This is a genomic window from Nonomuraea sp. ATR24 (assembly GCF_041950485.1).
Classification (GTDB): domain Bacteria; phylum Actinomycetota; class Actinomycetes; order Streptosporangiales; family Streptosporangiaceae; genus Nonomuraea; species Nonomuraea ceibae.
Genome location: NZ_JBGNUU010000006.1, coordinates 105,577 through 127,334, shown reverse-complemented (window position 1 = coordinate 127,334; position 21,758 = coordinate 105,577). Strand labels below are relative to the sequence as shown.

Annotated in this window: 18 protein-coding genes; 8 read left to right on the top strand and 10 right to left on the bottom strand. The window is 73.0% G+C overall.

Annotation, left to right across the window (positions count from 1 at the left end; genetic code table 11):
- Positions 1-3: 3 nt before the first annotated feature.
- The 3 genes from ACBI99_RS17725 to ACBI99_RS17715 are packed head-to-tail and all read right to left on the bottom strand — an operon-like array spanning position 4 to position 3,094.
- Positions 4-1,581 carry an AMP-binding protein gene (locus ACBI99_RS17725; protein WP_375072745.1) on the bottom strand — a complete coding sequence of 526 codons (1,578 nt, stop codon included), beginning with the start codon at positions 1,579-1,581 and terminating at the stop codon, positions 4-6.
- Entirely contained in the window at positions 1,578-2,447 is an 870-nt protein-coding gene (locus ACBI99_RS17720) for an amidohydrolase family protein (protein WP_219509328.1), read from the bottom strand. Before ACBI99_RS17720 ends, ACBI99_RS17725 begins: the two co-directional genes overlap by 4 nt.
- Positions 2,444-3,094, bottom strand: a complete 651-nt coding sequence (locus ACBI99_RS17715) for a TetR/AcrR family transcriptional regulator (RefSeq protein WP_357589301.1) — start codon at positions 3,092-3,094, stop codon at positions 2,444-2,446. Before ACBI99_RS17715 ends, ACBI99_RS17720 begins: the two co-directional genes overlap by 4 nt.
- Before the next feature lie 98 nt (positions 3,095-3,192).
- On the opposite strand from ACBI99_RS17715, the gene ACBI99_RS17710 reads away from it, so the two are divergent.
- From ACBI99_RS17710 to ACBI99_RS17695, 4 genes are all read left to right on the top strand, one after another.
- Positions 3,193-4,023, top strand: coding sequence for an SDR family oxidoreductase (locus tag ACBI99_RS17710; RefSeq protein ID WP_375072744.1), 831 nt, complete (start codon positions 3,193-3,195; stop codon positions 4,021-4,023).
- Between the two features lie 114 nt (positions 4,024-4,137).
- Positions 4,138-5,286, top strand: a complete 1,149-nt coding sequence (locus ACBI99_RS17705; protein WP_375072743.1) for a cupin domain-containing protein — start codon at positions 4,138-4,140, stop codon at positions 5,284-5,286.
- Positions 5,287-5,320: 34 nt separating this feature from the next.
- Positions 5,321-6,040 (top strand): maleylpyruvate isomerase family mycothiol-dependent enzyme, encoded by a 720-nt coding sequence (locus tag ACBI99_RS17700; protein WP_375072742.1) that lies wholly within the window; start codon positions 5,321-5,323, stop codon positions 6,038-6,040.
- A gap of 33 nt (positions 6,041-6,073) precedes the next feature.
- The gene (locus tag ACBI99_RS17695; protein WP_375072741.1) at positions 6,074-7,309 is read left to right on the top strand and encodes an FAD-dependent monooxygenase; all 1,236 of its coding nucleotides are present in this window, start codon (positions 6,074-6,076) and stop codon (positions 7,307-7,309) included.
- A 21-nt stretch (positions 7,310-7,330) separates the two neighbouring features.
- Here the strand turns inward: ACBI99_RS17695 and ACBI99_RS17690 are convergent, their stop codons facing one another.
- The 4 genes from ACBI99_RS17690 to ACBI99_RS17675 all read right to left on the bottom strand — a co-directional run bounded on the left by ACBI99_RS17690 (position 7,331) and on the right by ACBI99_RS17675 (position 12,084).
- Entirely contained in the window at positions 7,331-8,923 is a 1,593-nt protein-coding gene (locus ACBI99_RS17690) for an ABC transporter permease (RefSeq protein WP_375072740.1), read from the bottom strand.
- Positions 8,920-9,867: an ATP-binding cassette domain-containing protein gene (locus ACBI99_RS17685; RefSeq protein ID WP_375072739.1), complete on the bottom strand. Its 948-nt coding sequence runs from the start codon at positions 9,865-9,867 to the stop codon at positions 8,920-8,922. The genes ACBI99_RS17690 and ACBI99_RS17685 overlap by 4 nt, the downstream gene beginning before the upstream one ends.
- A 92-nt stretch (positions 9,868-9,959) precedes the next feature.
- Positions 9,960-10,604, bottom strand: a complete 645-nt coding sequence (locus tag ACBI99_RS17680) for a TetR/AcrR family transcriptional regulator (RefSeq protein WP_219509321.1) — start codon at positions 10,602-10,604, stop codon at positions 9,960-9,962.
- Positions 10,605-10,707: 103 nt separating this feature from the next.
- Positions 10,708-12,084 carry a serine hydrolase domain-containing protein gene (locus ACBI99_RS17675; protein ID WP_375072738.1) on the bottom strand — a complete coding sequence of 459 codons (1,377 nt, stop codon included), beginning with the start codon at positions 12,082-12,084 and terminating at the stop codon, positions 10,708-10,710.
- Between the two features lie 328 nt (positions 12,085-12,412).
- Between ACBI99_RS17675 and ACBI99_RS17670 the strand changes: the two genes are divergently transcribed.
- From ACBI99_RS17670 to ACBI99_RS17655, 4 genes are all read left to right on the top strand, one after another.
- Complete coding sequence (locus tag ACBI99_RS17670) at positions 12,413-13,177, top strand: ABC transporter ATP-binding protein (protein WP_375072737.1); 765 nt, start codon at positions 12,413-12,415, stop codon at positions 13,175-13,177.
- Positions 13,178-13,188: 11 nt separating this feature from the next.
- A complete protein-coding gene (locus tag ACBI99_RS17665; RefSeq protein ID WP_219509318.1) occupies positions 13,189-13,950 on the top strand; it encodes an ABC transporter permease in 762 nt (253 codons plus the stop codon).
- An 11-nt stretch (positions 13,951-13,961) separates the two neighbouring features.
- Positions 13,962-15,164, top strand: coding sequence for a cytochrome P450 (locus ACBI99_RS17660; RefSeq protein WP_375072736.1), 1,203 nt, complete (start codon positions 13,962-13,964; stop codon positions 15,162-15,164).
- 61 nt (positions 15,165-15,225) lie between these two features.
- Positions 15,226-16,371 (top strand): DUF418 domain-containing protein, encoded by a 1,146-nt coding sequence (locus ACBI99_RS17655; protein ID WP_375072735.1) that lies wholly within the window; start codon positions 15,226-15,228, stop codon positions 16,369-16,371.
- 88 nt (positions 16,372-16,459) lie between these two features.
- Here ACBI99_RS17655 and ACBI99_RS17650 read toward each other — a convergent pair whose 3' ends face one another.
- The 3 genes from ACBI99_RS17650 to ACBI99_RS17640 are packed head-to-tail and all read right to left on the bottom strand — an operon-like array spanning position 16,460 to position 21,736.
- A complete protein-coding gene (locus ACBI99_RS17650) occupies positions 16,460-17,290 on the bottom strand; it encodes an NAD(P)-dependent oxidoreductase (protein ID WP_219509113.1) in 831 nt (276 codons plus the stop codon).
- A gap of 4 nt (positions 17,291-17,294) precedes the next feature.
- On the bottom strand, positions 17,295-19,487 hold the full coding sequence (locus tag ACBI99_RS17645) for an FAD-dependent oxidoreductase (RefSeq protein ID WP_375072734.1): 2,193 nt from the start codon (positions 19,485-19,487) through the stop codon (positions 17,295-17,297).
- Positions 19,484-21,736 carry a hypothetical protein gene (locus tag ACBI99_RS17640; RefSeq protein ID WP_375072733.1) on the bottom strand — a complete coding sequence of 751 codons (2,253 nt, stop codon included), beginning with the start codon at positions 21,734-21,736 and terminating at the stop codon, positions 19,484-19,486. Before ACBI99_RS17640 ends, ACBI99_RS17645 begins: the two co-directional genes overlap by 4 nt.
- Positions 21,737-21,758 lie beyond the last annotated feature (22 nt).

The following is a 21,758-nucleotide window of genomic DNA, read 5'->3' as shown; positions in this document are numbered from 1 at the left end:
CGTTCAGTCTCCTGCCTGGCGCTGGTCATGGTCCGGCCGCGCCTGGCTGTCCCAGGTCGCCGGGGTGATCCCGGCCTGGCGCAGGCGGAACTTCTCGACCTTCTGCGTCGGGGTCCTCGGCAGGGCCGGCACGAGCTCGATGTAGCGGGGCACCATGAAGCCCGGCGCGGTGTCCACGCAGAACCGGTGCAGCTCCTCGGCGGTCAGGCTCGCGCCGGGCCGGACGACCACGACGGCCTTGACGTCCTCCTCCGTCAGCTCGCTGGGCACGCCGACGGCCGCCGCCTCCACGACCGCCGGGTGCCGGGTGAGGAGCTGTTCCACCTCGTAGGCGGAGATGTTCTCGCCCCGGCGGCGGATGGAGTCGCTGAGCCTGCCCTCGAAGGTCAGGTAGCCGTCGTCGTCGAGCGTGCCGAGGTCGCCGGTGTACAGCCAGCCGTCCCTCAGGACCCGCGCGGTGGCCTCGGGCATCGCGTGGTAGCCGTTCATCACCAGCCCCGGCTCGCGGCCCCGTACGATGATCTGGCCGATCCGCCCGCTGGGCAGCGGGCGCCCGGCGTCGTCCACGATCCGGACGTCGAACTCCGGGATCACCCGGCCGCACGTGCCGGGCCTGCGCGGGCCCTCGACGGGGTCGTAGACGGGCACCCCGCCGTCGGTGAGCCCGTACACCTGCCGGAGCGGGATGCCGAACCGCTCCTCCCACTCCCGGTGCCACGCGGGCATGGGCACGCCCCACGCCAGCCTGACCCGGTGGTCGCGGTCCCTCTCGCCGGGTGGCCGCTTCCAGAGGATCGTCAGCGTCGCGCCCATGAAGTTGAACACGGACGCGTCGAAGTCGCGCACGTCGTCCCAGAACCGCGAGGCGCTGAAGCGGCGGCCGAGCGCGGCGGTGCCACGGCAGGCCAGGGCCGCCCCGACGGTCAGGGTGGCCGCGTCGATGTGGAACAGCGGGAAAGGGCAGTAGAGGACGTCGTCGCCGCGCAGGCCCAGGTTCGCGGCATGGAGCTGCGCCTGCCTGGCGAGGTATCGGTGCGACAGCACGCACGCCTTGGACACGCCGGTCGTGCCGGAGGTGAACAGCAGGGTGGCCGCGCCCAGCTCGTCCACCTCGGCCCGCGGAGCCCGGTCCGGGCAGTCCCGGTACGCGGCCAGGTCCTCGTACCCGGGCTCGCCCGGCGGGCCGTTGACGACGACCCGCCTCAGCTCGGGCAGCCGATCGAGCACCGGCGTGACGACCGGCAGGAACTCGGCGTCCGCGACCAGCGCCGACGCCCCGGCCACCCGCAGCGCGTGCGTCAGCTGCTCGGCCAGCAGGGCGGTGTTGAGCGGCACGTGCACCGCGCCCAGCCGCGCCAGCGCGAACCAGACGACGACCTGTTCGAGACTGTTGCCCATCAGCAGCGCGACGCGGGCGCCCGCGCCCACTCCCGCCCGGGCGAACGCCGCCGCGAGCCCGGCCGACCGCTCCTCGGTCTCGCGGTAGGTCAGATCTCCTTCACGCGTACGGAGGAAGACGCCGTCAGGGGTGTCGGCCGCCGCCCGGCCGAGCATGGCGGACAGCGTGACGCCGCCCGTCACCGGGCCGCCCCGCCGAACCCGAACAGGCGGGAGGCGTTGTCGTGGAAGAGCGCCCGCAGCGCCGCGTCCGGCAGCCCGGACTCCCGCCACTCGGCGAGGGCGCGGGCCGGAGCCATCATCGGCCAGTCGCTGCCGTAGAGCACCTGGTCACGCAGGACGTTGCGCATCATGCCGAACAGCGGATCCCAGCCGGTCCCCGCCCTGGCGACGTATCGCGGCGCCAGCGCGCCGAACTCCAGGTAGACCGTCGGGTGGCGGCGCGCCACGGCGCAGTACTCGGTCACCCACGGCCAGCCCGCGTGGCAGGCGATCAGCTTCAGGTCCGGGAAGTCGCAGGCCACCTGGTCCAGCAGCTCCGGCCGCTCGTGCCGCAGCGGGTGCATCCGGCTGTAGGTGATGCCCGTGTGCACCGCCACGATCAGGCCCAGCTCCTCGGCCCGCGAATACAGGGGATACAGGCGGCGGTCGTCGATGTCCAGCCCGAAGAACGCCGGCTGCACCGTGACCCCCAGCAGGCCGAGACCGGCGATCGAGGCCGCCTGCCGGGCGATCCGCGTCGGCCGCGACTCGGCGACGTCGACGCATCCGATGCCCGCGAACCGGCCGGGATGGTCGGCCAGGACCCGGCACAGCGCCTCGTTGAGCGCCTCCGCCGGCTCGCCGCCCTCGGACTCGGCGTGCATGACGGCCCGGCCGATGCCCTCGTCGTCCATGGCCTGCAGCAGATCGGCGAGGCGGCCGGCGTTCATCTTGTCCGTCAGCTGCAGGACCCTGTCGTACTGCTCGACCTGCTGGCGCGGGGCGGCGTACGCGGTGGCCGGGCGGAGCTCCTGCGGGAGCCGTACCCGGGCGTCGATGACGCTCACCCCGCCACCTCCGCGCGCTCGGCGACCGGCTCGCTCGCCAGCCGGACGGGAGCCGGAAGCTCCCCCTGCTCCCCCGGCCTCCGCGCCGGCGCCCCCATGAGACGGCAGGCCAGCTCCACGAACTGGTCCTGCAGCTCGGCGACGCCCAGCCGGCCGTCGGGCCGGTACCAGTTGGCCACGCCGTTGCACATCTCCAGCAGGGCCAGGCGGGCGACACGCTGATCCGCGAGCCGGAAGACGCCCGTGCTCATGCCGTCCTCGATCACCCCGGCGAAGATCGACTCGTAGTCGTCGCGGAGCCCGACGAGCAGCCTGTGGTCATCGGCGGTCAGCGCCCGGATCTCCTGGTCGGTCACCTTCGCCGTCAGCGGGTTGAGCGCGCACAACCCCACATGCACCCGTACCAGACGAGCCAGCCGCACGGCCGGATCCGCCGAGCCGCCCACCGCCTCGCGCGCCGACCGCAGCAGCTCCTCCAGGCACGCCCGCATGATGCCGGTGAGGATCTCCTCCTTGGACCCGGCGTAGTGGTAGAGGGTCGCCGACGTGATGCCCGCGGCCCGCCCGAGCTCCCGGATGCCCGTCGCCGCATACCCCTTCTGCGCGAACAGGCTCACCGCCACCTGCTGGATCTCCGCAATCCCCATGAACAGCTTCCCTATCGATCGATTGACAGGTACTGAACCACGAGGAGGATCCCCGGTCAAGGGCCGGCGCATCGGCGGAGCTCGTAGTGTGGCGCCGCATGAGCATCCTGATCGTGGGCGGCAGCGGCCATCTGGGCAGCCGGCTGGTCCGGCTAGCGCACGCTGCCGGGCACAGTGTCACAGCGACCTACACCACCCGGCCTCAGAGCGGCCCGGAAGCCCGGTGGTCGCCGGTCGACCTCCGCATCCCGGATCAGATCGCCGCCGTCATCGCCGCCACACGGCCGTCGATCGTGATCAACGCCGCGTCCGGAGGAGCCGACTGGGCGACCACGGCTGACGGGGCCGCACACGTGGCGGTCGCCGCGAAAGCGCACGGGTGCCGGCTGGTGCACGTCTCCAGCGACGCCGTCTTCTCCGGTACGAGGGTCCGCTACGACGAGGACGCGCTCCCGGATCCGGTCACCCCGTACGGGGCCGCCAAGGCAGCGGCCGAGACGGCGGTCCAGGCGCTGGACCCGGCGGCCGTCGTCGCCCGGACCTCCCTGATCATCGGTGACGGCGACTCCAAGCACGAGGAGTTCGTCCACGCGCTGGCCATGAGGCATCGCGCAGGGGTGCTGTTCACCGACGTGGTCCGCTGTCCGGTGTACGTCGGGGACCTCGCGGCCGCTCTCCTGGAGGTGGCGGCGGGCGGTCACGCGGGCATCGTCCACCTGGCGGGCGCGGACGCGGTCAGCCGGTACGAGCTCGGCCGGCTGATCGCCCGCCGGGCCGGGCACGACCCGAGCGACCTCCCCCATGGCCGCCGGGCACAGACCGGCCCGGGCGCAGCGCTGGACGTCCGGTTGGACGGCGCCCGTACGCAGGGGCTCCTGGGCACGCGCCTGCGCGGGGCTCGCGAGTTCCTGCGCCGCCCGCACGGCTGACCCGCCTGCCGGATCGCCGCTGGGTCCGGAAGATTCTGCACAGCAGAATCTGCTGTTCTCTTTCGCGCCTCGCGGGACAAGCTGGGGTCCGCGTCGACCGACCAAGGAGCTGACATGACCGAGACAGCGGACTCCCCGGTTCGCCTGTCCGTGGTGGACTCCCCCGGCCAGCCGTCGCCGACGCCGGCGCTGGCGGAGTTGTACCGCGGCTTCGAGAAGGAGTTGCTGGTCCCGCTGTGGACCGAGATCGGCGACCTGATGCCGCCGCACCCCCGGTCGAAGGCGGTCCCGCACCTGTGGCGGTGGGAGAGCCTGCTGGCCCTGGCGGAGCGCTCGGGGCGCCTGGTGCCGGTCGGCCGGGGCGGGGAGCGGCGGGCGATCGCGCTGGCGAACCCGGCGCTCGGCGGGCGGCCGTTCGCGACGCCGACGCTGTGGGCGGCGATCCAGTACCTGATGCCGGGCGAGGACGCGCCGGAGCACCGGCACACCCAGCACGCGTTCCGCTTCGTCGTCGAGGGCGAGGGCGTGTGGACGGTCGTCGGCGGCGATCCGGTGCCCATGCGCCGCGGCGACTTCCTGCCGCAGGCCGGCTGGAACTGGCACGCCCACCACAACGCCGCCGACCGGCCGATGGCGTGGATCGACGGGCTGGACATCCCGTTCCAGTACGTGACCGAGTCCCAGTTCTTCGAGCCCGGCCGTGACCGGATCGGCGCGGCCGAGCGCACCACCCCGGAGCGGTCCCGGTCGGAGCGGCTGTGGGGGCATCCGGGCCTGCGCCCGGTGGCGTTCCCCGGCTCCCGGCCCGCCACGCCGCTGCTGGCCTACCGGTGGGCCGACACCGACCGGGCGCTGGCCGACCAGCTCGCGCTGGAGGCCGAGGGTCATGTGGCGACGGTCGAGCCCGGTCACGCGGCGGTCCGCTACGTCAACCCCACCACCGGCGGCGACGTGCTGCCGACCATCCGGGTCGAGATGCACCGGATCCGGCGCGGCGCGGAGACGGCGCCCCGCCGGGAGACCGGCTCCTCGGTCTACCAGGTCTTCGACGGCAGCGGCCGGGTCACGGTCGGCGACGTGTCGTGGCCGGTCACCAGGGGCGACCTGTTCGTCGTGCCGTCCTGGACGCCGTTCTCGGCGCGGTCCGAGGCCTCGGCGTCCGACTCCGACTCGGGCGCGCTCGACCTCTTCCGGTTCAGCGACGGCCCGATCTTCGAGGCGCTGCGCCTGGACCGCTCCGACGTGGAAGGACCCAGCACGTGAAGCACACCACCGGCGGAATCGCGGGGCCGGTCGCATGACGGCCGCGTACCGGAGCCGCGCCGACGCCCTGCGGTGGATGGCGCAGGGCGGCGCGATCCTCGGCAGGGCGCTGGCCGCGCTGCCGGACGATCGGCTCGACGGGCCGTCCCGGCTCCCCGGCTGGAGCGGCAGGCACCTGCTCGCGCACCTGGCGGCCAACGCCGACGCGCTGGTCAACCTGGCGCACTGGGCCCGCACCGGCGAGGAGCGGCCGATGTACCCCTCCCCCGAGCGGCGGGACGCCGACATCGAGGCCGGCGCCGCGTTGCCGGCGGCCGAGCTGCGCGCCTGGCTCGCGCGAGCCGCGCTGACCCTGGACGCGCGACTCGCCGAGCTGGACCGGTCGCAGTGGGAGCGGCACGTGCGCACCGCCCAGGGCCGCACGGTGACCGCCGAGGAGATCCCCTGGATGCGTGCCCGCGAGGTCATGGTGCACGCCGTCGACCTGGGCGCGGGCGTGGAGTTCGACGATCTGCCGGCCGGCTTCCTCGCCGCCCTGATCGACGACATCGCCGCCGGGCGGTCCGCCGCCGGGCCCGCGCTGGTCCTGACGGCCACCGGCCACGACGGCACGTGGACCGTGCCCGGCTCCGGCGAGCCCGCCCGGGTCACCGGCACCCTGGCCGGTCTGGCGGCCTACCTCTCCGGCCGCCGGTCGGACGGCGTCACGGCTCCCGGCGGCGGCCCGGCGCCCAGGCTCCCCCGCTGGCTCTAGTCCGGCACGCGTCGAGAAAGGCAATCACCGGTCATGTCTGTACGGGGCCACGACGTCGTGGTGGTGGGCGGCGGCATCGGCGGGCTGGCCAACGCCCTGGCGCTCACCCGCAAGGGCCTGCGGGTGCGGCTGCTGGAGCAGGCGCACGAGTTCGGCGAGGTCGGCGCCGGGCTGCAGATCGCGCCCAACTGCACCCGCATCCTGCACCACTGGGGGCTGCTCGACGAGGTCACGTCCCTCGGCGTGCTGCCCCGGAGCATCGTCATGAGGGACGCGCTCGACGGTGACGTCCTCACCGTGCTCGACCTGCGGGACGTCGAGCGGCGCTACGGCTTCCCGTACCTGGTGATCCATCGCAGCGACCTGCACGGCGCGCTGCTGCGCGCCTGCCGGCGGGCCGGGGTGGAGCTCGTCAACGACGTCACCGTGACGGGGTACGAGCAGGCCGGAGGAGGGGCCTTCGCCGTTCACGACGGCGGGCGGGAGTTCGGGCGGGTCGTGCTCGCCGCCGACGGGCTGCACTCGGTGGCGCGCCGCATCATGAGCGACGACGCCCCCGTCAACTCGGCGTACGTCGCCTACCGCGGCGCCGTGCCCTTCGAACAGGTCGCCCACCTGCCGACGCAGCCCGATGACGTGGTCGTCCACGTCGGCCCCCGGTGCCATTTCGTCCAGTACGCGCTGCGCAACGGGGAGATGTTCAACCAGGTCGCGGTGTTCGAGTCGCCGAAGGCGCTGGCGGGAGAGGCCGACTGGGGCACGCCGGACGAGCTCGACGCGGCGTTCACCGGCGCCTGCGAGCAGGTGCGCGCCGGTCTGCCGCTGATGTGGCGCGACCGCTGGTGGCGGATGTTCGACCGCGACCCCCTCGCGAACTGGGTCCGCGGCCGGATAGCGCTCACCGGTGACGCGGCGCACCCGCCGCTGCAGTACCTGGCCCAGGGCGCCGTCATGGCGATCGAGGACGCGTGGGTGCTGGCCGAGCACGCGAGCGGCCGGGCGGAGAGGGTCCCCGCGGCCGGGGTCGGCTGGGACGCCGCGCTGGCCGCCTACAACGCCGTACGCGTCCGGCACTGCCGCCGCGTGCAGACCACCGCCCGCGCCTGGGGCGAGCTGTGGCATCACGACGGGGAGAAGCGGACGTGGCGCAACGAGGTGCTCCGCGCTCGCGATCCCTACGACTACGGGCATGTGGACTGGCTCTTCGGCCCGACCGCGCTCACCCCGGAAGAGCTGCCGCCGATGTTCGCCGGCTACGACGGCCGCTGACCCCCTACCGGAGGGTCCCGGCTATCCGTCCAGGTCGCGGCGGCGGAACCCGTACAGGCCGAGCAGGGTCACCCCGGCCGCCAGGACGGTGAGCGTCACCAGCGGGGTGGGGGTGAAGCCCTCGATCGGCATCCGCGGGATGTGGTCGAACAGGGACAGGGCCTTCAGCGCCGCCGGCAGATCCGTCGCCCAGAACCGGACGAACCCGCCGTAGGCGAGCACCGCCCAGGCCACGGCGACGGCCCTGGGCGCGAACCCGTACAGCGCCAGCGTGATCGCCAGGAGCAGCAGGATCTCGGGGGCGCGGGCGAGGACCGCGCCGGTGAGCTCCCCCACGTAGCCGCCGTCGCCCAGCGACAGCGCGGCGCCGGCCCCCAGGGCCAGGCCCGACAGGGCCAGCAGCGTCACCGCCGCGGCGGCGGTCACCAGCAGGGACGAGCCGAGCCAGGCCCACCGGCTGGTCGGCGTGGTCAGCAGCGGGGCGGCCCGCCCGCGCACCTCCTCCGTCCGCAGTCTGGTCACCGCGAGGATGGCGAAGATCCCCACGATGAACGACATGCCGACCACCATGAGGCTGAGGTAGCCGCTGAGGACGTCGGGCCCGGCGTCGAGGAAGTCCGTGGCGAGGCCGTCGCGCATCGACCCGGCGAGGGCGCCGAAGACCAGGCCGCCGGCGACCAGCGAGCCGCTCCACCACAGGATGGAGGAGCGCTGCAGGCGCAGGGACAGCGCCGCCGGCGAGCGCAGCCAGCCAGGCGCCGACGCCGGGCCGGGGCGCGTGGCGACCACTCCGGCGCCGAGGTCCCGCCGGGCCGCCAGCGCGTACGCGGCCGTCACGAGGACCGCGGTCAGCGCGGCGGACAGGCCCAGCGGCCACCAGCGCTCGTCCGCCAGCACGCGGGTGAGCTGCGACCACCCCAGCGGGGAGAGCCAGGTCAGCCCGCCGCCCTCGGTGTCCTGGACGGCTCCCGCTCCCCGGATCACCCATACGACGCCCAGCACCCCGCCCGCGATGCCGGCCGCGGCCCGCGCGTGCTCGGTCAGCTGCACGCTCACCGCGGTCACCCCGGCGAAGACGAGCCCCGTCGCCGCCGTGGCCACGGCGAACAGCAGCGCGCTGCCGGCGGGCAGCCCCGCGCCGATCGCCGTGACGGTCATGAGCCCGGCCAGCACGGCGGTGGTGATGACGCTGAGGAGCAGGGCGGCCGTGAGCGGGGCGTGCCGTCCGACGACGGCGGCCCGGATCAGCTCGGCCCGGCCGCTCTGCTCCTCGGCGCGGGTGTGGCGGGCGATGAGCAGGATGTTCATCAGCGCGGCGCCCAGCAGGAACTCCACGAAGTAGACCGCGATCAGGTAGCGCTGGACCGTGAGGTCGCCCGTGCCGTACGAGGGACCGGTGAACAGCCGCAGCATGGGCACGTCCATCATGTCCATCGTGCGGCGCAGCGCCTCGGGGGTCGGGTTGGTCCTGGCCGCCACGGTGGCGAAGTAGGGCACGAACAGGGCGATGATCAGCGTCCAGGCCGGCAGCTTGATCCGGTCGCGGCGCAGGGCCAGCCCCAGCAGGATGCCGGTGCCGGTCAGCGCGCCGCCCCGGGTCATGGTCGCGCTCATGCCGCCGCCCCGTCGCCGTAGTGACCCTCGTTGCCGTAGTGACGCTCGTTGCCGTGGTGACGCTCGTTGCCGTAATGGCGGAGCATGAGCTCCTCAAGCGTCGGCGGGTGGCTGGTCAGCGCCCGGATGCCGAACGCGCCCAGGTGCTTGACGGCGGCGTCGAGGTGTTCGGCGTCCACGCTGAAGCGCACCCGAGCACCGGAGGCCGTCGCGTCGTGCACGCCGGGCAGGGCGGGCAGGCCGGTGACGGGGGCGGCGGTCTCGGCCTCCACGATGGTGCGGGTCAGGTGCCGCAGCTCGGCCAGGGTGCCGGCCTGGACGATCCGGCCCTGCCTGATGATGCTGACCCGGTCGGCCAGCTTCTCGACCTGGGCGAGGATGTGGCTGGACAGCAGCACGGTCCGCCCGGCGTCCTTCAGGCCGGCGACGATCTCCTGGAAGACCGCCTCCATGAGCGGGTCCAGCCCGGAGGTCGGCTCGTCCAGGATCAGCAGCTCCACGTCGGAGGCGAAGGCGGCCACGAGGGCGACCTTCTGCCGGTTGCCCTTGGAGTAGGTGCGGCCCTTCTTCGTGGGGTCGAGCTGGAAGGCCGCGATCAGCTCGTCGCGCCGCCCGGCGTCGATGCCGCCGCGCAGCCGGCCGAGCAGGTCGATGGCCTCGCCGCCGGTGAGGTTGGGCCACAGCTCCACGTCGCCGGGCACGTACGCCAGCCGCCGGTGCAGCGCGGTGGCGTCGCTCCAGGGGTCGCCGCCCAGGAGCGTGGCGCGCCCGGCTGTGGCTCGCATGAGGCCCAGCAGGATGCGGATGGTGGTGGACTTGCCCGCCCCGTTGGGGCCGAGGAAGCCGTGGATCTCGCCGCTGCCGACGGAGAGGTCGAGTCCGTCGAGGGCGCGTACCGGCCCGAAGGTCTTGACGAGCCCGGAGGTTTCGATGGCAGGGGTCATGGGTGTGCTCCGGTGGTGTCGTTCAGGAGGGGTGGTCCGATCGGGGCGCGATCGCCACGCCCTGCGGCGCGGTCCTACGGGGTACGCGCGCGTCAGGGTGAGGGGTCCCGGAGCTTTTCGAGGGCGTCGCGCAGCGACGCCGCCGCCTCCGGGGTGAGGTGGGGGTGGGAGTAGAGGTCGAGCAGGACCAGGGCGAGCAGGTGCGAGCCCTCGGGCCCGTGGAGGTCGACTCCGAGCCCCCGGGAGATGTGCTGGTGCAGCACGGGGACGGCCAGGCTCATGGCGGTGCCGACGGTGGCGCGGGCCTTCCGGCTGGCGAAGGGCGGGTCGGGGCGGGCCTTGTCGGCCTCCTCCAGCCATTCCTCGGCCATCCGCACCATCTCGTCGAACACGGCCGCGGCGCGCCCTTCGGCCAGGGCGCGGGCGAGGTAGGGCTGGTACGCGCCGAACATCCGCTGGGCGGCGGCGACCGGGTTCGCCTGCCGGGGCGTCGGGTCGGCGCGGGTCTCGTCGTTGAGCCGGCGCAGCGACTTGATGAGGAACTGCTCGCACTCCTCACGCAGCGCCTCCTTGGAGCCGAAGTGGTGGCGTACCAGCCCTGAGGACACGCCCGCCGCCTCGGCGATCCCGCGGATGGTCGCCCGTTCGAAACCGAGCTCGCCGAACTGCCGCAGCGCGGCGTCGCGGATGCGGGCACGCGCGGTCAGGTCCTCCGGGTCCGCTTCCACCCTCGCCATGACCAAGCCTCCTACTCCGTCGCGCATCTGGCTACACGGCTGGATCGTATACTACACACGTGTGTAGTCATAGAGGTGCCGAGGTTCGGGTGCGGCCCGGTTTCTAGCTGTCGGTGAGACGCAGTTCGCACCAGTGGCTGAGGAAGTTGCCGAGCAGGCCGCCCTGCTCGCCGTCCTTCAGCGCCCGGGCGGCGCCGGTCAGCACGCCGTCCCGCTCGTTGAGGTCCAGGTTGAGCAGCGGCGAGTCGGCCCGCGCGTCCGCCGTGGGGAGCTGCACCGCGAACAGGGCGCGCAGGTCCCACTCCGGGGTGGCGGTGGCCAGCTCGCCCGCCACCGGCTCGCCGCCGTCCAGCGACACCTCCGCCTGCCCGTCCCGCACGCGCAGGACGAGCGGGACGCCGCCCTCGTAGGTGTCGATACGCCCTTCCCAGACGCCCGCGGGGACCGTCATCTCGCGGGCCGGGGCGTCAGCGGGCGGCGGCAGCGATGCCCGGGTGAATCCGGGCACCAGTTCGCCCATGAGATGGACGAGCACCGATTCGCGCACGGCCGCGCCGGTGCGGTTGGTGAGCACGCAGGCGGCCAGCCGCAGTTCGGGCACCACCACGAGCATCGTGGCGACGCCGCCCATGCTTCCGCTGTGGCTCACGACGGTGTGCGCGCCCTGGCGCGAGACGAACCAGCCCAGCCCGTATCCCAGCCCGGGGCCGATCGGCAGGGCGTCCAGCATGGCCGCCCGCGAGTCCCGGCCCAGCACGCCGGGCGCGTCCGCGCAGGACAGCCCGAACATCGCCAGGTCGGTGGCGGTCGCCCAGGCCAGCGTGGCTCCCCGGTGGCTGGTGTCGCAGACCGGGTAGCGGCCGCCGTCGGCGGTGTGCCGCGCCGCCTCCTGGGCGGGGCCCCGGTACTCCGGGCCGATGTGGCAGCTCCGCAGCCCCAGGGGGGTGAAGACGCGATCCCTGACGAAGCCGGCGGGATCCTGGCCGGTGACCGACCGCAGGACGAGGTCCAGGACGCCGTAGCCGAGGTTGGAGTACTCGAAGCCGGAGCCCGGCTCGCGGTACAGCGTGCCGTAGCGCTCGACGGCCTGCCGCGCCGTCACGCTCGGGGCGGGCGCGTAGGCGAAGTCGTAGTGGCTGCCGAGCCCGGCCCGGTGCTGGAGCACCTCGCGCACGGTCGGCTCGCCGTGATCCCGGGGCCGGGCGAGCCGGAGTCCGTCCAGGTGCTTCTCCACCGGGTCGTCGAGGCCGAGCAGCCCTTCCTCTGCGGCCAGGCACACGGCGGTGGCCATCATCGGCTTGGTGATGGAGGCGAGCAGGTAGGCGGTGCCGGTGGTGGCGGGCCGGCCTTCCTCCAGGTCCGCCAGGCCGAACGCCTCGGCGTGGACCGGCGCGCCGTCCCGGGCGACGGCGACGGACACCGAGGCGGACGGGGTGGTCGTGAGGACGTGGGCGCAGTGGTCACCGAGCGACTCGAGCATCAGGCGAGACACCCCCATCTGTTCGGTTATGTGGCCGTCAAGCGTATCAATCACCCCAAATGCCACTCCTGCTGCCAGCTACTCGGTGTTGCTAGATAGCGGTAGTCAGTGTTACTTTGTACCGGTAGTCAGCGTCACCGAGTAGTCGTCGGCAACGGCTTCACGAAGGAGGCAGGCGGACATGGCCGACGAGCCGCGCCCTCCGGTACCTGGAGATCGTCACCGGGTCACTGGAGGACAAGAAGCGCTACCGGCAGTACAGGGCCCGCGAGCGTGCCCGCTTCACCAGCGCCGTCGAGCGCGCCGCGCAGGAGGACAGGACCCCGCGATGACGACCCAGGAAGTTCAGGCGATCCAGGTGCAGGGCCTGGAGAAGTCGTACAAGGATCTGCACGTGCTGCGCGGCGTGGACTTCACCGTGGCGCGGGGCAGCATCTTCGCCCTGCTCGGCTCCAACGGGGCGGGCAAGACCACCGCCGTGAAGATCCTGTCCACGCTGCTCAAGGCCGACGCCGGGACGGCCCGCGTCAACGGCTTCGACGTCGCCACGCAGGCGCCGGACGTCCGCGAGTCGATCAGCCTCACCGGGCAGTTCGCCGCGGTCGACGAGATCCTCACCGGGCGGGAGAACCTCGTGCTGGTCGCCCGCCTGCGCCACCTCAAGGACCCGGGCGGGATCGCCGACGACCTGCTCGCCCGGTTCTCGCTGACCGACGCCGGCGCGCGCAGGGTCGCCACCTACTCCGGCGGCATGCGCCGCCGCCTGGACATCGCGATGAGCCTGATCGGCCACCCGCCGGTCATCTTCCTCGACGAGCCGACGACCGGCCTCGACCCGCAGGCGCGGATCGAGGTGTGGCAGGCCGTCAGGGAGCTCGCCGCGGGCGGCACCACGGTGCTGCTCACCACCCAGTACCTGGACGAAGCCGAACAACTCGCCGACCGGATCGCGATCCTGCACGAAGGCCGCATCCTGGTCAACGGCACCCTGGAGGAGCTCAAGCGGCTGCTCCCGCCCGCCAAGGTCGAGTACGTCGAGAAGCAGCCGACCCTGGAGGACGTCTTCCTCAGCCTCGTCGGCACGAAAGCCTGAAGGGGACGACCATGAGCAAGCACTTCTTCGGCGACACCGCCGTCCTGCTGGGACGCTCCCTGCGCCACATCGCGCGCAGCCCCGACACCATCATCACGACCGCGATCATGCCGATCGCGATGATGCTGATGTTCGTGTACGTGTTCGGCGGCGCGATCAGGACAGGCTCGGGCTCGTACGTGAACTACATGCTGCCCGGCATCCTGCTCATCACCGTCGCCTCGGGCATCGCCTACACCGCCTACCGGCTGTTCATGGACATGCAGGGCGGCATCTTCGAACGCTTCCAGTCGATGCCCACCGCGCGCTCGTCGGTGCTGTGGGCGCACGTGCTGACCTCGCTGGTCGCCAACCTGATCTCGCTCGCGGTCGTGATGCTGGTGGCCCTGCTGATGGGCTTCCGCTCGGGGGCGGGAGTCCTGGCGTGGCTGTCGGTGGCCGGGATCCTGGTCCTGTTCACGCTGGCGCTGACCTGGATCGCCGTCATCCCGGGCCTGTCGGCCAGGACGATGGAGGGCGCGAGCGCGTTCTCCTACCCGCTGATCTTCCTGCCGTTCCTCAGCTCGGCGTTCGTGCCCACCGACACCATGCCGGGACCGGTGCGCTGGTTCGCCGAGAACCAGCCGGTCACCTCCGTCGTCAACGCCGTCCGCGCCCTGTTCGCCGGCCAGCCGGTCGGCACCGACCTGTGGGTCGCCCTGGCCTGGTGCGCCGGCATCCTCGTCGTCGCCTACGGCTTCGCCATGAACACCTACCGCCGCAAGATCTCCTGAAAGGAGGCGTCATGACCGAACACGCCCTGCCGGCGCTGCCGACCGAGCGCCGGCCCGGCTGCCCCTTCGACCCGCCCCAGGAGCTCGTCGAGGCGCGCGAGCGGAGCCCGATCAGCCGCCTGCCCTTCGCCGACGGGCACCAGGGCCTGCTGGTCACCGGCTACGACCTGGCCCGCTCGATCCTGGCCGACCCGCGCTTCAGCTCCCGCAAGGAGCTCATGAGGCACCACCCGACGATCGACTACGGCGACATCGAGGTCCCGCCCGCGCCGCCCGGCGAGTTCCTGCTGATGGACGAGCCGAGGCACAGCCGCTACCGCAAGCCGCTGGTGGGCCGGTTCACCGTGCGGCGGATGCGGCTGCTGACCGAGCGCGTCGAGCAGGTCACCGCCGCGCACCTGGACGCGATGGAGCAGGCCGGGCCGCCCGCCGACCTGGTGACCGCCTTCGCCAAGCCCATCCCCGCGATCATGATCTGCGAGCTGCTCGGGGTCCCGTACGAGGACCGCGGCTCCTTCCAGGACGACATCGACACGTTCATGAACGGGGAGACCAGCGACGAGGACCTGATCGCGGCCTACACCGCCGTCCAGGGCTACCTCGCCGCCCTGGTGGCCGCCAAGCGCGCCCACCCCACCGACGACGTGCTCAGCGACCTGCTCGACAGTGACCTGACCGACGAGGAACTGCGCGGGATGGCCCTGATCCTGCTGGCCGCCGGGCTCGACACCACCGCCAACATGCTCGCCCTGGGCACGTTCGCGCTGCTGGAGAACCCGGAGCAGCTCGCCGCCCTGCGCGCCGACCCCGCGCTCGCCGGCCCCGCCGTGGAGGAGCTGCTGCGCTACCTCAGCGTGGCCAAGCAGTTCGTGCGGGTCGCGCTGGAGGACGTCGAGCTGGGCGGCCACCCGATCAAGGCCGGGACGACGGTCATCCTGTCCCTCGGCACCGCCAACCGCGACCCCGAGCGCTTCCCCGGGCCGCACAGGCTCGACCTGCGCCGCCAGGACGGCGGCCACCTGGCCTTCGGCCACGGCATCCACCAGTGCCTCGGCCAGCAGCTCGCCCGGGTGGAGCTGCGCGTCGCGCTCCCGGCCCTGGTCCAGCGCTTCCCCACGCTGCGCCTGGCCGTGCCCGCCGGACAGGTCGCCCTGCGCCCGGAGATCGCCGACATCTACGGCGTCAAGAGCCTGCCCGTCACCTGGGACGCCTGACCGCCGGCCGGTGACGGACGACGCCGCGGTTCCCTTTCCTCCCCTCTCTCTGGAGTGACCCATGCCCACCGTCCCTTCGGGCAGCGTGCGGGCGCCGTCCCCGGCGCGAGCCCGCGCGCTCGCCCCGGACCTGGCGCGCGGCTTCATGCTGTTGCTGATCGCGCTGGCGCACGCGCCGGTCTTCATCAGCCACGCCGACCTCGGCCCGGCGGCGCTCAACACCTTCGGCCGGTTCCTCAAGGTCTTCGCCGCCGACAACCTGGCGCGCTCGATGTTCGTGTTCCTGTTCGGCTACGGGCTCGGCCAGCTCGCCGCCGGCCGGTTCGCCAAGGGCGACGACTGGCTCGCGGTCCGCAAGCTGCTGCGCCGCCGGGGGTTCTGGCTGCTGGTCATCGGCTTCCTGCACGCGACGCTGCTGGTGCCGCTCGACATCGTCTCCACCTACGGCCTGGCGTTGCTGATCATGGCGCCGATCATGCGGGCCCGTGACTCGGTCCTGCTCTGGACCTCGGCGATCTCCCTGGTGCCCATGACTGGCCTGCTGGCCTGGCAGACCGTACGGGCGCACGCCGCCGAGGTCGCCGGCCACCCCGAGACGCTGCCGTCGATGATGAAGGACGACTTCCCCAGCCAGGTGCTCCTGCACCTGCTGGTGTGGGCGGGGAAGGCTCCGGGGGTGGTCCTGCTCGTGGTGCCCGGCATCACGATCGGCATCTGGGCCGCCCGGCGCCGGATCCTCGACGACCCCGAGCTGCACGTGGCCCTGCTCCGCCGCGTCACCTTCACCTTCCTCGCCCTGGTCGTCGCCGGCCGGCTGCCGATGGCGCTGATCTCGGCGGGCGTCTGGAAGACGGACGCGACCTGGCTGCCCGCGATCGCGCACACGTTCACCGGTCACACCGGCGGCATCGCCCTGGCCGCCGCCGTCGCCCTGGCCGCCGTCAGGATCGGCGGCGCCCACGGCCCGGTCACGACCGCGCTGGCGGCGCTCGGCCGGCGCTCGCTGACCTTCTACCTCTTCCAGTCCGTCGTGTTCGTCGCCCTGTTCTACCCCTTCACGCTGGACCTGGCCGACGACCTGGGCACCGCCGCCGTCATCGCCGTCGGCGTGGCGGTCTGGCTGGTCTCGATCGTGCTGGCCGACTGGATGCGCCGCATCGGCCACCGGGGCCCGTTCGAGATCGCCCTACGCCGGCTGTCCCGCTGATCCCCGCGGGCCGTCCGCACCTGGCCTGCTCTCCCCGGGAGGTGCGGGAGGTGTTCTCCCGCCACGCCTCCGGCAGGGCGGCCCCGCGTCACACGTGAAGCTCCGCGGCGAAGCCGAGGACGGCGGCGGCCCTGGTCAGGTCCAGCGGGACCGTGCGCCCGGGCAGCCGGCGGCGGAGCTCGGCCGTGGGGTGGAACCTGCGGAGCAGCTCCTCCGTGGGGTGGGAGACCAGGGTTTGCGGCGCGGCCACGGTGATGACGTGGAAGCCGTCCGGGCCGAGGCCGGCCAGGCACGCCCGCGCCGCGTCGCGGGTCTCCAGATAGGCCCACAGGCCGGGCGCGTGCAGGCCGGGGTCCAGCTCGCACCTTCGCGCGAAGTCGAGCAGGCGCTCGTCGAAGCCGCCGACGTACGGCAGGCGCAGGACGACCACCGACATGCCGAAGCGCCGCGCCATCGTCCGGGCGGTCAGCTCGTCGACCTGTTTCGACAGCGCGTAGGGGTCCTCGGACTGTGACGGCTGCTCCTCGTCCACCGGGACGTACGGCGGGTGGAGGGTGCGCGCGGCGAACGGCAGTCCCGAGATCGCCGTGCTGCCCGCCGTGCACACCCGCCGGATCCCGGCCCGGCCCGCCTGTTCCAGCACGGTGCAGGTGGCCTGCGTGTTGGTGGCGAACACCACCTCGGCCGGATGCCGCTCGGGAGTGGGGATCGCCGCGAGGTGGACGACGGCGTCGGCACCGTCGAGCGCGCGGCGCACGGCGTGCGGATCCGTCGCGCTGCCCTCGACGACCCGGTCGGCCTTCAGGTCGCCCGGATCGTCCAGCACGAGGGCACTGGCCGCGATCCCCCGCCGGTCGAGCAGGTCGAGCACGGCCCGGCCGATGCGGCCCGCGGCGCCGGTGACCAGGACACGTCGCATGCCTCTACTCATACACGCGCACCGCCACGACATGGGCGTACGGCGTCCCGTTGGCGGAGTCGACCACGATCCGCAGCGCGTCGGCGGTGACCGCGCCGAGGTCGTGGACGTTGCGGCGCCGGCGGTTGCCGCGCACCTCGGCCACCGTCCGCCAGCGGCCGTCCTGCCGCGCCTCCAGCCGGTAGTCGCGGATCAGCGTCGGCATGACCTCGAACGGCGTGCGGTGGTGGTGCAGGTTGATCAGGTCCTCGTTCACGTCGTCATCGGCCAGCAGGTCGACGCGGCCGATCGGCACCGGCGCGGGCCAGGTCAGTTCGAGGGTGGCGGGCAGCTCGCCCGACACCCACATGTGCGGTCCGGCGTGCGGGCGCTGGAAGCCGTCGAGCGCCCGGGACGGCGTGAACGCGCGGGTCGGGCCGGCGCGGAAGCAGAAGGTGCGGCGCAGCAGTCCGGCGTCGGTCCACTCGCGCAGGAGCTGCGGCGCCTCGTCCTGGGGGCGCAGCGGGACCCGGGTGAAGCAGAGCACGCCGGGGGTCGGCCGGTCGGCGACGTGCAGGCAGACGTCGGGGTTCGCGCGGACCAGCAGGAACGCGTTCTGCGCCTGATCCGGCCGGAAGGACGGCTCCACCCGGACCCACTGGTTCTTCCCGGGCTCCACCGCGACGCGATGCGTGGAGATCAGGCGCCGCGGCACGTAGTTCTGGCCCAGCACCGGGTCGTAGAGGTCCACGACCAGCTCGGTCGCGGCGGCCGCGTCCAGCAGGAGCTCGACGGCGTCCAGCGCCGGGTCCACCGGCAGGACCAGCCCGGCGTCGGCTGCCAGCGGCCGCGCCTCGGCCGGCGTCTCCACCTCCAGCAGGGACAACGTGCTCGACGCGGTCGCGGCGGCCGTACGGGCGAGGTCGGCGGGGTCCTCGTACGGCACGCCGATGATCGAGCCGTCCTCCCGCAGGAGCGCCGTCCGCAGGTCGCGCGCGTCCAGCTCCCTCGGCGCGACCCCCTCTGCCACGCACAGGGCGGCCGCGGTGCCGGCCGCCTGGCCGATCGTGGCGCAGGTGGCCATGACCCTGGTCGAGCCGAACGCCACGTGCGACGCCGAGATGTTGCGCCCGGCCATGAGCAGGTTCGGCACGTCGCGCGAGTACAGGCAGCGATAGGGGATGTGGTAGATCCCGTCGGCGTAGCGCTGCCGGGCGCCGTCCTCCTTCGCGTACATGCCCTGCGGCGGGTGCAGGTCGATCGACCACCCGCCGAAGGCGACCCGGTCGTCGAACGGCGTCTGGCCCAGCACGTCGTGCTGCGTGAGCACGTGGTCGCCGAGGAAGCGGCGGTACTCCCGCTTGCCCGGCAGCGCGCCCACCCACTCCAGGGTCATGGTCTCCGCGTCGAACCTGCCCGAGTTCTTGATGTGGTCCCAGATGCCGTAGATGACCGACCACAGCTCGTCGCGGATGCGGTCGTTGTCGTGCACGGTGTCCAGCTCGCCGCCGAACTCGATCCACCAGTAGGCGCAGCCGTTGTCGCCCGCCCTGATGATGCGCCGCTCGGGGATCGACGTCGTGGTGATGTCCTTGGCGAAGCTCGGCGGGACGTAGCGGACCGGCTCGCCCGCGTCCTTGGTGTAGAACAGCAGCGTGCTGCCGAGCGTGATGGCGTCCGGCTCCTCGGGCGCCCACGGCTCGCCGTACTCCGCGCGGCCCTCGCGGCCGATCCGGTGGCTCGCGCCGGCCAGGTGGCCGACCAGCCCGTCACCGGTGCAGTCGAGGAACATCGGCGAGGCGAAGGTGATCAGCCGTTCGGAGCCCATCATCCAGCCGGTCACCGAGCGGATCCGGCCCTCCTCGCACGCCACCTCGCGCACGTCGGTGTTGAGGAACAGCGCGATGTTCGGCTCCTGCCGGACGAGGTCGAGCACGGTCGTGTCCCAGAAGTACGGGTTGCCGTGCGGGTTCCGGTACTGGTTCTCCAGGAACAGCTCGCCCATGATGCCGCCCTCGCGGGCGTGGTGGTTCTTGCCGTGCCCGGTCGCGCCGACCACCCAGACCCGCACCTCGCTGCTGGAGTTGCCGCCGAGGACGGGCCGGTTGGTGACCAGGGCGACCGTGCGGCCCAGCCGGGCCGCGGCGACGGCGGCGCTGACACCGGCCAGGCCGCCGCCGACCACGGTCACGTCGTGCGAAAGGGTTTCCGATCTCATAGCTCCAGCCCGTAGTAGAGACGCGGGGCGCCGTCCAGCGTGACCTGGGCGCGGCGGCCCCTGGCGGTGATCGTGCGCTCCTGCCCGATGCAGTCGATCTCCCGGACCGTCCGGCCCGAGGTCTTCAGCGACACGCGGGTCTTGGTCGGCCAGTGGTCGACCCAGGCTTCCGGGTGCGGGTACCACTGGCCGTCGCCGTGGTCGCGGTTCAGGATGTAGCCGTCCTTGCGGCTCCACAGGATCGCCAGCCTGCCCCGCGGCGTGTCGAACAGCAGGCCCTTCAGGTCGGGGTCGGCGAAGGTGAGCCAGCGTTCGAAGGTCGCGCCCTCCAGGTGGCGGGTCGCCGTGGCGAACGCGAGCAGCGCCGGCTTGGTGCTGGTGTCGCGGTTCAGCAGTCCGAAGTGGTATTCGGGGTTGCCGGGGTCGGCTTCCTGCGGGTGGTGGATGGTGCTGTCGTGGGGCTGGTACCAGTTGACGCCGTCCACGCCCTCCGACAGGCAGAGCGCGAGCTGCAGCAGCGTGTTCTCGGCGGCCTGCCGGTGGGTGTCGTTCCACCAGTGGTTGGGCCGGGTGCAGGCGTACACCTCGGTCAGCCACAGCTCCTTGCCGCCGCCGTATTCGTCGAGGGTCTGCCTGGCCTTGCGCAGCGCGCCGAGGAAGTTCCAGTAGGAGCCGTTGGAGCCCTGCTCCCACTCCTCCGGCGGCGGCGCGTAGTCGGCGGTGAAGTTGCCCCGGCCCGGGTGGAAGGCGAAGGCGTCGATCAGGTCCCAGCCGCCGGCCGCGTGGAAGTTGGTCGTCCAGCGGTGGTCCATGCCGCCCAGCCCGCAGTTCATCAGCTTGATGCCGGAGTCCTTGAGCCGGTCGTGGATGGGCTTCAGGCCGTCGCGTACGTACTCCGCCGCCTTCTGCCCGGACATCCAGGGCTGGTTCAGCTCGTTGGCCACCTCGAAGTAGGCGGCGCCCGACTGCTTGGCGATCGCCGCCCGGTCGTCGGCCCAGGCGGCGATCTGCTGCGCCGTGCCGTTGAAGATGACGCCGCCGAGCTGGACGTTGTGCTTGATGCCGAGCGCGTCGAGCTCGGCGGGCGGGATGCCGGGCGCGCCGTCGTAGGCGATGCGCACCCACGTGACGCCGAGCTTGCGCATCAGCCGGCCGACCTGCTGCTTGCCGGGGACCAGGAGCCAGGTGTAGTTCGCGATGCCGAACTTGCCGTCGCCGCGGTAGGCGTACGGCTTGAGCGTGGCCAGGTTCGTCCGCGCGAACGCCTCCTCGCTTCCGGAGGTGGCTCTGACCTCGGTGAACACGATGCCCTGCGCGGGGCCGCGCACGGTGAACGTCTCCTGCCACGCGCCGCCGGGTTCGACGGTCCTGCTGAGCGTGCCGGTGCCGAGGACGGCGCCGCCGAAGTCGCGGGCCCACCAGGTGAGGGTGACCGGCTTGGCGGCCGGGCCGCCGTTGACCACCTGGGCGTTGACCGCCAGGGTCGCGAAGGGCTCGTAGAGGCCGAAGGGCTGCTCGCTCCACACGTCCACGCCGAGCGGGGCCGCGGTCGCCACGGCGTTGGCGGCGCCGGGCCGCATGTCGCCGAGCACCAGCTCCACCCGGGTCGTCCCGTCGGCGTCGGCCGGCGCGTGGATCCAGGTGGCGTTGGTGAACGACGGCCGGGAGGCCGCCAGCCGGAAGCAGGCGCTGGTGCCGTCCCACGTCTCCTGGTAGAGCGAGCCCGCGTTGATCTCGTACGGGACGCCGCCGCGCGGGTCCTTCGTCCAGACCGTGGCGGGCACGTACCGCTCCGGGGCGGTGTTGCCGATGAGGGCGCGGGAGAACATGTAGCCGCCGGGGGTCAGGGTGGTGCTGCCGGTCACCTCCCAGCGCAGGCTCGCCCGGCGGGCGGCGACGGTGAACGTGCCGCGCACGGTCACCGCCGAGGCGCCGGCCGACATCCTGTAGGCGACCTGGAGCGCGGGGCGGCCGTCCACGGTGGTCAGGCTGGGCGTGCCGCCGAACGTGCGCTGCTGGCCGAGCACGCTGTCCTTGATCATGAAGTGGCCGATCCTGAGACGATCGGTCCCGGAGCCGTCGCGGACCAGGATCGAGCCGTCGGCCTCGGCGACGAGCGTGATGCCGTCGGCGGTGATCGAGAGGCTGCCAGCATCGGCATCGGCGTGGGCGGGGGTGATGGTGAGCGCGGAGGCCGCGCCGGTGATCGCGGCGGCCTGGATGAGGGTGCGGCGGGAGACTTCAGGCATGGGGGGACTGCCTTTCGTGATC